The sequence below is a fragment of the Rubritalea tangerina genome (assembly GCF_042683245.1).
In the GTDB taxonomy this organism is placed as follows: Bacteria; Verrucomicrobiota; Verrucomicrobiia; order Verrucomicrobiales; family Akkermansiaceae; genus Rubritalea; species Rubritalea tangerina.
Map to the genome: position 1 here is coordinate 34,378 of NZ_JBHUJB010000047.1, position 14,795 is coordinate 49,172.

At 51.5% G+C, this 14,795-nt stretch carries 10 protein-coding genes; 4 read left to right on the top strand and 6 right to left on the bottom strand.

Annotated elements, in window-relative coordinates; all coding sequences use genetic code 11:
- The first annotated feature begins 227 nt into the window (after positions 1–227).
- From ACFSW8_RS11770 to ACFSW8_RS11780, 3 genes are all read left to right on the top strand, one after another.
- Entirely contained in the window at positions 228–1,262 is a 1,035-nt protein-coding gene (locus tag ACFSW8_RS11770) for an SGNH/GDSL hydrolase family protein (RefSeq protein WP_377087617.1), read from the top strand.
- A gap of 267 nt (positions 1,263–1,529) precedes the next feature.
- Positions 1,530–1,703 carry a hypothetical protein gene (locus tag ACFSW8_RS11775; RefSeq protein ID WP_377087614.1) on the top strand — a complete coding sequence of 58 codons (174 nt, stop codon included), beginning with the start codon at positions 1,530–1,532 and terminating at the stop codon, positions 1,701–1,703.
- 33 nt (positions 1,704–1,736) lie between these two features.
- Positions 1,737–2,255 (top strand): hypothetical protein, encoded by a 519-nt coding sequence (locus ACFSW8_RS11780; protein ID WP_377178308.1) that lies wholly within the window; start codon positions 1,737–1,739, stop codon positions 2,253–2,255.
- A gap of 164 nt (positions 2,256–2,419) precedes the next feature.
- Here ACFSW8_RS11780 and ACFSW8_RS11785 read toward each other — a convergent pair whose 3' ends face one another.
- The 6 genes from ACFSW8_RS11785 to ACFSW8_RS11810 all read right to left on the bottom strand — a co-directional run bounded on the left by ACFSW8_RS11785 (position 2,420) and on the right by ACFSW8_RS11810 (position 13,465).
- The gene (locus tag ACFSW8_RS11785) at positions 2,420–4,846 is read right to left on the bottom strand and encodes a glycoside hydrolase family 94 protein (RefSeq protein WP_377087609.1); all 2,427 of its coding nucleotides are present in this window, start codon (positions 4,844–4,846) and stop codon (positions 2,420–2,422) included.
- 91 nt (positions 4,847–4,937) lie between these two features.
- Positions 4,938–6,545 carry a sulfatase family protein gene (locus tag ACFSW8_RS11790; protein ID WP_377178310.1) on the bottom strand — a complete coding sequence of 536 codons (1,608 nt, stop codon included), beginning with the start codon at positions 6,543–6,545 and terminating at the stop codon, positions 4,938–4,940.
- Positions 6,546–6,659: 114 nt separating this feature from the next.
- Entirely contained in the window at positions 6,660–8,201 is a 1,542-nt protein-coding gene (locus ACFSW8_RS11795; protein ID WP_377087606.1) for a sulfatase, read from the bottom strand.
- A gap of 11 nt (positions 8,202–8,212) precedes the next feature.
- Positions 8,213–9,757 (bottom strand): sulfatase, encoded by a 1,545-nt coding sequence (locus ACFSW8_RS11800; protein WP_377087604.1) that lies wholly within the window; start codon positions 9,755–9,757, stop codon positions 8,213–8,215.
- Between the two features lie 23 nt (positions 9,758–9,780).
- Positions 9,781–11,193 (bottom strand): sulfatase, encoded by a 1,413-nt coding sequence (locus ACFSW8_RS11805; RefSeq protein WP_377178312.1) that lies wholly within the window; start codon positions 11,191–11,193, stop codon positions 9,781–9,783.
- 13 nt (positions 11,194–11,206) lie between these two features.
- Complete coding sequence (locus tag ACFSW8_RS11810; RefSeq protein WP_377178314.1) at positions 11,207–13,465, bottom strand: GH39 family glycosyl hydrolase; 2,259 nt, start codon at positions 13,463–13,465, stop codon at positions 11,207–11,209.
- A 151-nt stretch (positions 13,466–13,616) separates the two neighbouring features.
- Between ACFSW8_RS11810 and ACFSW8_RS11815 the strand changes: the two genes are divergently transcribed.
- Positions 13,617–14,795 (top strand): AraC family transcriptional regulator, encoded by a 1,179-nt coding sequence (locus ACFSW8_RS11815; RefSeq protein ID WP_377087600.1) that lies wholly within the window; start codon positions 13,617–13,619, stop codon positions 14,793–14,795.

Genomic DNA, 14,795 nt, shown 5'->3' on the forward strand with positions numbered 1-14,795 from the left:
TTCTTCATTCGAGCATTGGGTGGGGTCAGCAGCAAGGGAATGGCAGGTCGAATGTTTCCAGCGGATCTGTGCAAATGCGCCCAAAGTGAGATGAGGTTCTCAGAATCACAAGTCGTTGGTTCTTTTGGATCTATTTCGAAGTGTGACAATGGATGCGGTGGCTGTGGTAGGATGTGGGGATGAACTATTATGGATGGATTTTGGGAGTGATGCTGGTTTGTGGATCTGTGAGTGCACAGCAGAGTATCAAGCCTAAGGACCCTAGAATTACGGTGATGGGGTGCCGCTATGTTGAGAGGGGGGAGGCTGCTATGCGTTTCTCGAGATTTGCTAAGAGCATTGCTTCACTGCCGGCAAAGGAGATGGGATTTAATTGGCAGAAAGGACAGACGACGACGGGGGTGCGCATTGGATTTGAGACGGACAGCGCGTCTGTGAAGTTGAGGTTTCGGGTTCAGGAAGGAGAAGTGAATCGCGGTTCACAGTTTGGGGTCTTTGTGAATGGGGAGTGGTTCAAATCTTACGATTTTAAGCCTAAGGACGGTGTGGACTGTAGCTTTAGTGTGGGGGATGGAGGTGCGGGTCTACGCCAGTTTGAGGTGGTGTTACCAAGTTTATCGAACCCACAATTGTTAGGGATAGAGATTGATGAGGGAGCGAGTTTTCGTGGGGTTGAGAAGCCTAAGAGTGTGTATGTGGCATGTGGTGATTCTATCACACATGGAGTGGGTCAGGGCTCGGCGAGTTATCAGACTTATGGGTACTTGTTAGCTAAGATGTTAGGTTATGATTATTATAATTTGGCAGTGGGTGGTGGGAAGGTATCGATTCCTGTGGCGAGGCAGCTGGGGGATTGGGAGCGCATAGATGTCATCACGCACTTGGTGGGTTATAACGACTGGTGTTTTGAGGGTAAGAGTCCGGCTCAGTATACTGAGGCATACCGAGGGTGGTTGGCAGAGCTTAGAAAGCACCATCCGGAAGCTGAGGTGTATTGTATTGGTATGACCTACACGAAGAATACGCAGTCGAAAAAGACGGACTATAAGACGGATGCGTACAGGGAGGGATTAGAAAAGCTTGTGGCTGAGTTGCGTGAAGGTGGTGATCAGCATTTGCATTATGTGGCTGGAGAGAGGATCAGTTCGGAAAAGAATTTGCGTGAGGATCGAGTGGAGGATCCGGTGCATTTTGGGATCAAGGGAGCAGCCCTTTTTGCGAAGGCTCTTTATCCTATAGTTTCGGGGAGTGGTAAGCAATAATGGTGTCAGGATATTGCTGGGAGTTACCTCTACTTCTGACTGGGTTACTACTTGTTGTTTCCATGGCAAGAGTAGCTGTAGCATTGCTGAAGAGTGATTTTCCCAAACCCTGAAATACAAAGGGTAGTAGCCCAGTCAATTTGTATGGGCGAGGCCTGCATTTGGCACGCTGCTGTTTGGTATGTACGGTAGCGTGCTAAGTGCGGGGTTGAGTGTGGATTATTTTTAGATTGCGATGATTGTACAAAATCATTATGAATACGTGTGATGAAATTACTTGTAGTATTTACAATGTTAGTGAGTTCCATCGTGTGTCAGGCGTTAGAATTGCACAAGAAGGTCTATCGGATAGATGACCTTGATGAGGCTCGCAGGGTAGCGGCGGAAGATGAAAAGCCGCTATGTTTTATGTATTCTGACATTAAGTTACGGCCAAAATGAGCGACCTGCAGTGGGACTGTCAGTTTGGCAGCCATGGATGCAGTGAAGAGTTGGGGCGTGACCGTTTTTGTGGATGCCAACAATGGCTATGATATGAAGGTTCTTCCAAAGCATTTGAAGCAAGCTTTCAAGGAGATTAATGTAAATTACGTACCCAAGATGCTTATTACGACTCCCGACACTACACAGGTGGTTGAGTCTTTTAGCTATACAGATATGAAGTACGGGGAGTATTCACGTTTATTTCGCGATGCGAAGAAGGAGATTCGAGAGCTGAAGAAGCAAGGGGCCTTGAAGGTGTCGGGCTTGGAGGTTGATGTAGAATCTGAGGAGGATCCGGGAGTCGTGAAAATTCTCAACCCTGAGATGACGGATTGGAAGTCTGCGAAAGGCTCGACTATCAACGCGAAGTTATTGCGGATTGAGAACAGCGAGACATTTGTGTTCAAGAATGCAAGAGGCAAAGAAATCAAGGTGAAGATAGAGCAGCTTGATCAAAGCAGTGTCGAGAAGGCGAATGCCTTGGTTTCGGCACAAGGGTCTGACTCCTAGTGCTGTAAATAGATCACGAAAAAGCCCCCTGCAGAGAGCAACGCAGGGGGCTTTTTATGTGTAGGAGTGTGAGAGTTAGAGGCAGTCTCACGCTCGGACACGTGTGTATTGTGGTGAAGGTGTTTAAATAAGTTAGATTTTGTTAGGTTTCTCTAATGCTTGTCTCAGTAGAGTGCTTCTACAACGATTGTAGATCGTGGTTGTGGTGGGATTTCGTTAGATTGAGATCGGACTCCATTGACAATGATTCCGGCTGCTTCATCTGACTGCCTAGGGCGAATGGTGATATGGTATTCGCAGTCACGGAATGAGCGTGTGATGTTTAGAGTGTCTAGTTCTTTGGGGATGCAAGGTTCGATGATGAGTCCGGCGAATCCTGGTCGGATTCCAAGAATGTGTTGGGTGACTGCGACATAGTTCCAGGCGGCAGTGCCTGTGAGCCAAGAGTTTTTAGCTTCACCGTGACGGGGGGCAGCTTTACCTGCGATCATTTGGGCGTAGACGTAGGGTTCTTGGCCGTGGATTTCTGAGATACTTTCTCGGAACGCAGGGGCGATACGTTTGTAGTAATCGTATGCTTTATCGGCATTTCCGAGCATGGTTTCTGCGATCATGATCCAGGGGTTATTATGGCAGAAGATACCGCCATTTTCTTTATAGCCCGGTGGGTAGGAGGTGACTTCCCCGAGGTTGAGTTGGTATTCAGCGTGGGGCGGGTCTTGGAGGACGAGTCCGTGGTCAGTCCCGAGTCTTTGGGAAACGGAGTTGAGCGCTTTTTGGGCGAATCCATCATGGTGGCCGCAGCCGGCCATGACGCACCAGCCTTGTGATTCAATATAGATTTGGCCGTCTTTTGATTCAGGGCTACCGACTTTTTCGCCGAAGTAGTCGTAGGCGCGGAGGAACCACTCGGGTTCACGGCCATGTGCATCGATGGTTTTGATCATATCTTCAGCAGCGTTGAGGACGGTGTTAGATTTGTCATCGTAGCCAAGGTATTGGAGGAGGGAGGCATATTCTTTTGCGGCATAGACGAAGAGGCCGGCGATCATGAGTGACTCTGCTGTTTTTCCTTCCTGGTTTGCGGTGGTTTGGAATGACTCGCCAGGTTCTTCAGAGAAGCAATTGAGGTTGAGGCAGTCATTCCAATCGGCGCGGCCGATGAGGGGGAGTCCGTGTGGGCCGAGGTTGTTGAGGGTGAATTGGAATGAGCGATCGAGGTGCTCTAACAACGGGGAGGCGAGAGTGGAATCGTTCTCGAAATCTACGGATTCGTTGAGGATAGAGAAGTCACCTGTTTCACGGAGGTAGCCGCCGACTCCGAGGATGAGCCAGAGTGGGTCATCATTGAAATCGCCGCCGATATCGGCATTGCCGCGTTTGGTTAGGGGCTGGTACTGGTGGAAGGCGCCGCCATCGCGGAGCTGCGTGGCTGCGATATCTAGGATGCGTTGGCGTGCGCGTGCAGGCACTTGGTGGACGAAGCCCAAGAGGTCTTGATTCGAGTCACGGAAGCCCATTCCACGGCCGACGCCAGACTCGTAGTAGGATGCGGAGCGTGACATATTGAAAGTGACCATACACTGGTATGGGTTCCAGATGTTGACCATACGGTCGAGTTTATCGTCGTTACTATTGAGTTGGAAGGGGGCGAGTATGGCGTCCCATGAAGCGGACTGGACGGCGAGAGCTTTTTCAAGGGCGGCGTCGGTAGCGAAGCGTTCGATGGCGGTTTTTGCTTGGGACTTGTTGAGGTTGCCATTGGCATCCCATTTTTGGTCTTTGGGGTTTTCGGCGTAGCCGAGGACAAAGATGAGGGATTCTTCGGCACCGGGTTCGAGAGTGAGTTCGATTTGGTGAGAGGCAACTGGGGACCAACCGGAAGCGATCTGATCACCGAGTTGACCTTTGATGAGAGCTTCTGGTGCTTCGAGTGAGCCGTAGGTGCCTGTGAAGCTTTCGCGGTCGGTGGTGAAGTGGTTGATGGGGCGATTGACGCTGTAGTAGGCGTAGTGGTTTCTGCGTTCGCGGTATTCAGTTTTGTGGTAAATGGTTGAGTCTTCGACCTCGACTTCCCCGATACTGAGGTTTCGTTGGAAGTTTCTATCGTCTTCACTGGCATCCCAGAGGCAGAACTCAACGAATGATAAGAGGGTAATTTTACGGGTTTGTTTGCCAGGGTTACGCAGGAGGAGGCGATGGAGTTCGAGTGTTTCGCCGAGAGGTACAGTATAGGTGACCTCTGACTGGATATTGTCGTATTCGGCATTGATTTTGGTGTAGCCGAGTCCGTGTCTGCATTCGTAGTGGTCGAGGTCTTTGCGGACTGGTTGCCAGGTGGTGGACCAGAATTCCCCATTTTCATTTCTGAGGAAGAAGTAGCGTCCATTTGAGTCGAGGGGGATGTTGTTATATCGGTAGCGTGTGAGTCTGCGGAGTTTGGCATCTCGGTAGAAGGCATATCCACCGCCGGTGTTAGAGATGAGACCGAAGAAGGATTCTGATCCGAGGTAGTTAATCCATGGTTTTGGGGTATCTGGTCGGGTGATTACATATTCGCGTGATGCGTCATCGAAGTGTCCAAATTGCATAATATTTTATAGCTAGGGTGTGATTAAGTGGGCGCAGTGGTGCCAGTGACTCGCGGTGGGGCGAGTGGGTGGGTGAGGTAAAAGTGGGGGCTTACTTAGTGGGTTTTAGTTCGCCGAAGGTTCCGGGCATTTGTGCAAGGTGTGAGCGCAGGGAGTCTTTGAGGTCTTTGTATTGGGCTGCGTACTCTGGGTCATTGACGAGGTTGACTTGCTCGTTAGGATCTTTTGATAGATCGTAGAGTTGGTCATTGTCATAGAAGGCTGGGTAGAGGGTGAGGGATTTGTGTTCGGCGTCTCCACCACCGGGGATGAGTTGGACGTGGCTGAATGGGGCCATGGGGTCATCGGTATAGACGGGTCGGCCACGGCGTTGTTGGTTTTTATTGAAGCGTTCGAGGATGCGTTTGCGTTTAGCGAGTGGCATATTTTCTGCGGATTGGGGGTAGCGAAGTGCGATGTATTTTAGGTTGTCCTTGATGATGCCACGGACGAACCCGAGTTCGAAGTAGAGGGCATCGTGAACTTGTTTTTCTTTAGCTTCGAGCATGGGGAGGAAGGATTTTCCGTCAAATTGAGAGGGGGTGTAGGAGACGCCAGCGCATTCTAACAATGTCGGTGTGAAATCGATATTTGAGACGGGAATGTCAGTACGGGGTCCTACGGGAAAGCCACCGGGGCGTTTGATAAAGGCCTCGGAGTGCACGCCGCCGTTGTAGATAGTGCCTTTCGCTTTTTGGCCGTGGTCATTGAAGTAAAGGATGATGGTATTGTTGAGTTCACCTGAGTCTCTGAGTTGTTTGACGAGGGCGCCGACCATGTCATCTAGCCAGAGGAGGTTTGCGCGGGCATTGTCTTTGAGGCCAGCTTGGCGTAGGCGTTTTGGGATGGTGTTGCGTGCTGGCATGATGTTGAGGGGCTGATCGAGGAGTCCTTCGGCAGTGATGCGGGGGTCGGCATTCCAGGATCGTGAAGCTTCTCCGGGGCCGTGTGGGATAGTGACAGCGCAGTAGAGGAAGAATGGGCGTTCATCCTTTTTTTGGAGGAAGTCGAGTGCTCCTTGAGCGATCCAATCGAGGTTATGGGAGGCGAGAGCTTTGACTCCGATGAAGTCAGGGTTATCGTAGTAGAGACTTTCTGAGTAATCGAAGCCGGCTTCCTGGAGGGCGGCGCGTTGTTTTTGGCCGTTACGTTTGAGGAGGGCGAGCATGTCTGGGTCGTCCGCTTTTGCGAGCCACTCAGGTTTTTCCATATCGGGGACTTCGACGACGTGATTTTTACCAACGATGCCTGTGCGGTAGCCTGAGTCACGCAGCATTTTGGGAAGGCTTGGCATGCCCTTGGTGATGAAGGTGTTCCATTCGACTGAGGCTTGTCCGTCTAATTCCTTTTGTCGGTCGAGGAAGTCAGAGGCTTTTGAGCGGCTGGGGTAGAGGCCGGTGAGTGATGCGAAGCGACTGGGGGTGCAGACGGGAGAGGTGACAAACTGGCGGTCGAGGATGGTGGATGAGGCAGCTAGGGCGTCAGTATGTGGTGTGAGGTTTTTACCTTTACCTTCGGGCATCCAATTCATGTGGTGTTTGAATTGATCATCGGTGATGAGAAAAAGGATGTTAGGACGCTTCACTTCCTCGGCAAGAGAGGTGAGGGGAAGGAGGAGCAGAGTGATGAGGCGCGCGGGATTGAGAAGGCGTGTGGTCATAGAAGTCGTTGAGGTGCGGATGAGTGAGGGTGATAGGGAGCAGTATAGGGCGAGGGGGGAGAGAGAGGAATGGCAGAGCTGGTCGAATATAATCACATGAGTTGTGATTAAGCGTCAGGGTTTGAGAGTTTGTGGGCGTGAGGCTTGTTGTTTGAGGTGGGTATTGAGGGCGTCACGGAAGGAGGTGATGCGGGCTTGTTGTTCGGCATGGAGTGCGAGGTTGGTGGTTTCGAGCGGGTCTGAGCTCAATTTATAGAGTTCTTCGTCACGGATATTTTCGAGTTGAGTGAGTGGGGTCTTGGGGTTGGGGTTTTTGAGCCAAGCGACGTAGCGATAGTTGTTATCACGGAGTGCGTACCCCATGGTGATGTGGCGTGGGTATTGGCTGATGGCGAAGCGACGTGATTGATGATTTGGGTCATTGAGGCTAGGGCTTAATGAAATGCCATCTAGGTTGGGGAGTTGGGGTGTCTGAGTGAGTTCGCAGACGGTTGGGAAGATATCGATCAACTCGACTGGGTTATGGATTTGTTGGTTGGTTTTCACCCCTGGGCCGCTGAACATGAGGACTGAGCGTGTGGCTTGTTCATAGTTTGAGTGTTTGCACCAGAGTCCATGGTCGCCGAGGTGCCAGCCGTGATCACTCCAGAGAACAATCAGTGTGTTTTGTGTGAGGTTTTTGGCTTCTAGGGTATCTAGGAGTTTTCCGATTTGTGCATCGATGTAGGAGACGCATGCGTAGTAGCCGTGGATGAGTTCGCGTTGTTTATTGGGTGGGACGGGAGTGTCGGCTTGGATGTCCGAGTAGGCTTTGAGCTCTCCCCAGGTGTGTGCGGCATACTTTGGGGCACCTTTTGGGGCTTTTTGGTAGGTGGCTAGTTTGAGTGAGTTTGGGTCATAGAGGTCCCAATATTTTTTGGGAGCGGTGAATGCGAGGTGTGGTTTTTTAAATCCCACAGCAATGAAGAAGGGTTTACTTGAGTTAGATAGTTGATGAATGAACTGGATGGACTGTTTAGTGATAGCGCCATCGATGTAGGCATCATCTGGGATATTAAGGCATTCTGTTGAGGGGTTAGCGTTGGCGTCTTTGAGTGCTTTTGTGAGAGCGAAGAAACCTTTTTTCCCATTGGCGAGGGCGGCTTGATAGGCGGCTTGGCTTTTAGGGTTTTGGTAGTGTTTTGCAGGTTTTGGGTAATTGGGGTTAAAGGGGAGTTGGGCTTCATCGACAAGCGCGTGCCAGGCGCGTTGGTTCATGATCTTGTCGGACTTACCTCCATGGAAGAGTTTACCGGAGCCTGCGGTGGAGTAGCCGTGGTTACGGAGGTGTTCAGGGAGGCTGACGACCCATGGAGATTCGGCGAGGAAATCTGTTTTAAGGTCGTGGACGCGTGTCCGATCTGGGCGCAAGCTTGTGAAGGTACTGCAGCGAGAGGGGCCGCAGACAGCTTGGTTAGAATAGGCTTTTGTGAAGAGGGTGCCTTGTTTGGCTAGTCGGTCAAAATTTGGGGTGATGGCAACTGGGTCACCGTAGCAGGCGAGGTAAGGCTTGAGGTCATCGACCACGATGAAGAGCACGTTAGGCTTTTCGGTGGCTAAGGCAGAGAAGTTGAAGGCGCCGAAGAGGGCGATGAAGGCTGAGCGCAATGAGAGCATGTTAAGATGAGTTAGGATTTTGGTTCTAGGGCAATGCGTTTGGCTTGCTCGGCGAGAGTTTTGTTGAGCTTCTCTCTGAAGGCTTTGACGCGTGCGCGTTGGGTTTCCTCTTTGGCGATATTTTTTGTTTCGAGCGGGTCTGTGGCGTAGTCGTACAGCTCTTCACCTTTTCGGTTAGAGACATCGGAGACTGGGGTGCCATCAGTGGTATTTTTAGGCCAGGCGATGTAGCGGAATTGGGAGTCACGGAGGGCGTAGCCCATGGCATTTCCACGGGGGAATTGGCTCATAGCGAATTCTCGGACAGCATCTTTTGAACCATTCAAGATGGGAAGGAATGAGACCCCATCGAGGTTATTAGGGACAGGAGTGTGAGTGAGGTCACAGAGTGTGGGGAAGATATCGACGAATTCTGTTGGAGCGTTTGATTGTTTATTTTTTTGGATACCTGGGCCAGCGATAATGAGTGGTGAGCGTGTGGATTGTTCGTAGTTAGTGTGTTTGCACCAGAGTCCGTGGTCACCGAGGTGCCAGCCGTGGTCACCCCAGAGCACAACGATGGTGTTGTCGCTAAGTTTGAGGCGGTCTAGTTCATCGAGGAGGAGACCGAGTTGGGCATCGATAAAGGAGACGCAGGCGTAGTAGCCGTGGATGAGGTGGCGTTGTTGGTCATTTGGGACGGGCCCTGAAGAGGGTGGGCCAGCGTAGCTGCGCAGTTCTGGTGAGGAATGGTAGGCGAATTTGGGGGCATTTTTTGCAAATTGCTGGAAGCTTGCGAGGGGGAGTTGTTTGGGGTCGTACATGTCCCAATATTTTTTTGGAGCGATGAAGGGGAGGTGTGGTTTTTTAAATCCGACTGCGAGGAAGAAGGGTTGTTTTTTTGCAGCGAGTTGCTGCATGAACTGGATACCTTGTTTACGGATGGCTCCATCCGTGTAGGCGTCATCTGGGACGTTTTCGGATTCGGTGACGGAGTTTAGTTTTTGTTTTTTGAGTTCAGCATACATTGGGCCATAACCTTTTAGGCCATTGGCTTGCATGGTTTCGAAGGCTTTGCGTTGTGGGGCACCGTGATAGGCTCCGAGGACGGGTTCGGGGTATTTTGGGTTGTAGTCTAGGTTGTGGAGTCTGAAGGGGAGTGACCAGGAAGGGGCATCGAGCTTTTTATCGACGCTACGGGGGTCATAGATTTTGCCTGTGCCTGCGGTGGTGTAGCCGTGTTGTTTGAGTTGTTGGGGGAGAGTGGTAATCCAGGGGGTGACCTCGCGTGTGATTGTTTTTAGGTCGTGGACTTTGGTTCGGTCGGGGCGGAGTCCGGTCATGAGACTAGCACGGGAGGGGCCGCAGACGGCTTGGTTGCAGTGGCTGTTGGTGAAGGTGACGCCTCGTTTTGCGAGCCTATCGAAGTTAGGTGTCTTGGCGATGGGGTCACCGTAGCAGCTGAGGGCAGGCTTGAGGTCATCAACGGCAATGAAGAGGATGTTAGGTTTTTCAGCAGCGAGTGATAGTTCGAGGCTGGTGAGTGTGAGAAGGAGCGTTTGGAGAAATGCTTTCATAGAAAAAATGGTTAGGTAGGTGATTAGTGTGAGCGTTGTTTGGTGCCGAGGGTTGCTTTGTTGGCTTTGAGAAGAGCGTGGAGTGATTGGAGTTTTTCGGGTTCTTGAGCAGCTAGGTTAGTGGTTTCGCCCGGGTCTTTAGAGAGGTCATAGAGTTCGAGTTTTCCTGAGATGTGGTGTTCGAAGAGTTTCCACTGGTTTTGGATGATGGCTGATGCGGGGTGGTCTCCCGTTTGTGTGGGGCGTCCTAGTGGTGAGTGGAAGAAGAGGGGGGGGCGGGTGGTTGAGATGCCACGCAGGGCTGGAGCATAGCTGATACCATCAATTGCGAGGTTTTCAGGGAGTTTGCAGCCGGTGAGTTCTAGAATAGTGGGGTAGTGGTCGGCACCGAGTGTTTGGGTGTTAGAGTTGGCGGGTTGGATAGTTCCTGGCCAGCTGACGATATGCGGGACCCGAATGCCACCCTCGTAGAGCCAACCTTTTCCGCAGCGGAAGGGGAGGTTACTGGTGGCGAGTTCACGGTTATTGTCTTTTGAGCGAGTGGAGAGTCCGCCGTGATCGGAGGTAAAGATGATGAGTGTGTTTTGGTCGAGTTTGAGCTCAGCGAGTTTGCTACGGAGTTGGCCGAGGCTGGCATCGACGCTGGTGACCATGGCGGCGTATGTGGGATGGTTTTGGAGAGTTTTTGTTGAACCATTTCCGACGGTGACGATATCTTGGTCTTTTCTGCCGGTGCCGATTGGGAGGTTCATCGACTTAAGCTTCTTTTTGTAGGCTTTGGTTTCAGCTTCTGGTGCTTCGATGGGTGTATGGACAGCGTAGTGGGCGAGGACGAGGGCGAAGGGCTGGTCTTTATTTTTATCGATGAAGTCGAGAGCCTCGGCGGTGAGTCTATCTGTTAGGTATTCATCCTTTTCACCATCAATGAGCATGAATTGTTCTTTTGAGGAACCCTGTCTGGCGACGTGGTAGGGATAGAAGTATGAAGGGGGGGCGCCAGCGGCATTGGCGATTCTACTATCGGTGAATCCTTGTTTATCTGGTTCACCGCCATCTTTACCGAGGTGCCATTTTCCGATGTAGCCAGTGGAGTAGCCGTTATCTCGGAGGATTTCTCCCCAAGTTACGCGTTCGAGTGGGAGGGCGTGTTTGGAGGCTTTGCGGTCTTGGAAGCCGGGGACGCCATCGCGTCCGGGGATGCGGCCGGAGAAGATGGAGTAGCGTGATGGTAGGCAGCGGGGGTGTGAGCTATAGGCGTGGTTGAAGGTGACACCCTCTTTAGCGAGTTGGTCGATGTGTGGGGTGTCATAGAGTTTACTTCCAGCAGCGGCGTAGTCGACGGCACCCATATCATCGATAAGGACGAAGAGGATGTTAGGTTTTTGAGCTGCAGCGAGCGTGGAGCAGAGGGTGGCGAGAAGGATGAGTGAGCGCATGTGGATGGGTGATTTAGTTACGGATGATAAAGCCGAGGTCATCGATGAAGAGTTTACCGGTGATAGGTTTTGGGGATTTGATTTTGAAAACGAGGGCGTAGCTGAGGGCCATGGCTTCAAGTTCTTGTTGTTTTTCGGTAGTGATATGGATGTCCGACCAATTAGTAGTGAGGGAATGGATGGGGATTTCTTTGAGCACCATCCAGTGGTTACCCTCGCTTTGGATCACGACTTGGATAGCTGCACCTTTAGGGGCTTGGAGCAGGTTTGGGCTGGCTTTTATTTTTGCGCAGATGCCGCCAATTTTCTTTTTGGGGAAGGGGAGTTTGAGTGGGTTAATTTCGACGGCGAGGTCGTTGCCTTTTGTTGGGCGGAGGTTTTGCATGGTGACTTCGAGGACATCTTCATTGCGACGGGCCTCACCATTGCGGCGGGTGGGTAGGTTTCCGGTGGCGACTTTGACATCGGCATCGTTTCCAAAGCTCCAGATGACTTTGGGTGTGAGGGCCACCTTCTTGAGGGTGAAGGTATGTTGTGTGGATTGATCTGCGCAGGTGAGTGTTAGGGTGACGGGGCCAGCACCTGTGGGTGTGATGGTGAGGTCACTGACGGGCATCTGCATTGGGAGAGATGTGGCTGAGAGGGTTGCTGGACCGTGAAGCCTGACCTTGAGAGTTGTAGGTTTTCCTAGGTAGGGGGAGGCGCCGTCTCTGAGGAATACTTTTGTGGTGAGAGGGAGGTCAGAAGGGTGTGACTTTGGGAGGAAGATGTCAGGCGTGGGTGTTTGTTGGGGAGAGGGTTTTGGGATACTTTTTTCACCGAAGCGGAGGACGGTTGCTGAGAATGGGGGGAGTGTGATGGGTCGGGCAGTGTCGAAGCCAGAGCTGAGTGGTTTCTGTGTCCATTCGGGCTTTTTCTCGTAGGGGTTCCATAGGTAATTCCTGTGGGAGAATTCGACTCTTTCTCCAGATTTCCACTGGGGGGCGTGTGGTTTGACAGTGGTGGTGATAGATTCTGTTGGAGATTGGTTGATGAGAAGGATGGCGGGTTTGTCATTGTGCAAAGTGGCGTATGACTTGAGGTGTTTTGAACCAGTGACTGAGGATGTGATGAGGGTGTCACCGAGTTGGCTTCCCCAGAGCCACATGGCCCAGTAGCTGGCGCGAGGCACGAGTGGTCCCCCTTTTTGGAAGAGCCCGTGGCCACCAGAATGCGCGGTGGAGAAGAGGTCCCATTGGTTGGCGAAGTCGACATTGGCACGGAACATTTCACCGATAAACCGAGCACTCCAAAGGCCGCTGAGGAGGTTACAAGTGTTTTGGTTTTCATGCACTTGGAGGTGCCACTCGGTGATGCCTATTTCGATGGAGTCGGCGCGATTTGGCTGGTGTTTTTTGAGCCATGATCGGATGAGCTCGACGGTGGGTTTGACTCTTTCTGTCCCTTTGAAGATGGCTTCGGTGTCGGTGATTTTGGCATCTACTGAGTAGGTGTGGTAGGAGACAAAATCGATGTGTTCACCAGCTTGTTTGATAAGTTCCTCTGTGAAAACGATGGAATCGTTAGAGTTTGTGGGACCACCAACTTTGATGTTGGGGTCGACAGCTTTCATGGCTTTGGCGAATTCGAGGTAGATGGCGGTGTATTTTTTAGCATCCATTTTTGAGCCATCTGGGCGGATGTGTCCGGCTTCCCATTCACCTTCGAGTTCGTTACCGACTTCCCAATATTTGACCTTATAGCCCATTTTTTTATTGGCCCAGCGGACCCATTCTGCGGCCATTTTTGGGGTGCCGGTACCTGCGTTGACGGTGACGATAGCTTCGAGTTTATTATCCACTGCGAACTGGTGGAGTTTGGGGAGGGTGGTGTGGCCGTGGAATTCGTGGAGGCTTCGGTCGTGGTTGATACGGAAGCCGGGTTTCCAGTCTGAGTAGTCGACTTGCCAGAAGTCACCGTTTCGTTTTGAGGTATCGAATTGGTCACCGGAGCGCACGCCATTGCCATTCCAGTATATTTCATCTGACCACGAGCCACCGGGGAATCGGATGGTAGCTGGGGCCCATTGTTTGAGGAACTGGCTGGCGTTGAGTTTCTCGATTTCGGCATCGGTGAACCAAAGTCCGAGGTTACTGCCGAGGAGCCTGTGCTTTGATGGGCTGGAGAGTTTCTCCTGGGAGTTGAAATGGACAGTGGCTTGGGTGGCATGGCTAGCTGAGGAGAGGTTTGCAGCGATGCAGAGGGTGGTGAGGAGCTGGGTGAAATTGGGCATAGTAGGCATAGAAGTCCATGAGACTAGCACGATGATTGGGAGCTGTGTAGGGGGAGAAAGTAGTGCTTTTTTATCATGCGGGTAGTGAAAATGCGCCCGATTGACAGGATTGAATCTTGCTAGGCAGAGGGGCAATGGTTAGATTAAGAGTATGGAGACCCAGAAGCCAGCCGCAAAAGCATCGAAGAGTATTTTAGTGGCATTTGATTGGTATGACCATCGGGTATACAGGGGGATAGCGCAGTATTGTGCTGAACATAATTGGCATTTATCTCCGTATTTATTTTCTGATAGAACAGTACCGACGAAGTGGAAGGGGGATGGGGCGATCACGTGTTATGGGGAAACTTTGGGGGATTTTATTTTATCCTTAGACATGCCTAAAGTGGACATCACGCGGAATGTGTTACCGACACCGATTCCGAGGGTGACGGTGGACAATGATCAGATTGGGAGGAGGGCAGCGCGTCACTTTTTAGAGCGAGGTTATCGGAATTTTGCCTATTATTCGTGGGAGAGTGTGGCGATCAACCAGGTGCGTAAGGATGCCTTTATTGAGACATTGAAGGCTGCGGATGTTCCAGAGGAGGGGATCCATATTATCAACCAGCCGAGTATTGATGTGATGCGGGACTGGGAGATGCATGTGCAGTCGATGGTGGATCAGATAAAGGATTTACCGCGTCCGTTAGCGGTGTTTACTGGGCAGGACAATTTGGGGGTGACGCTGGTGGAAGTATGTACGAATGCGGGGATTTCGGTACCGGATGAGATTGCCGTGCTGGGGGTCGATAACATTGATTTTTTATGTGAGTGTGCGGTGGTTCCTTTATCGAGTATCGATAGTAATTTGACGGAGCTTGGTTATGCAGCGGCGGAGCAATTGGGGAGGTTGATGGACGGGGAAATTGACAACGAGGCGGAGCCTGTGACGGTGCCAATCAAGTCGATAGTGAATCGCCGGAGCACGGAAGCTTTGGCAGTGACGCACCCAGCGGTGGCTAAGGCCTTGGAGTTGATGCGCCGGGAGTTTAAGAACGGTTTGGTGCTTGAGGACGTGTATGAGTACTCGGGGGTGTCTAAGCGTGGATTGGAGAAGGCATTCAAGCGGCATTTGAATGATTCACCCGCGGCTGTGTTGCGGCGGATTCGCCTAGACTATGCGAAGAATTGTTTATCTCAGACGGACATTAAGATCGACGCAATTGCGATGGAGTGTGGGTATTCAAACAGCTCAAATTTGAGTCATGCATTCAACCGGGAGATTGGCATGTCGCCGCAAGAGTACCGCAATGTGTACCGGTCTCCTTTGTTCAAAGACAAGGGTTAG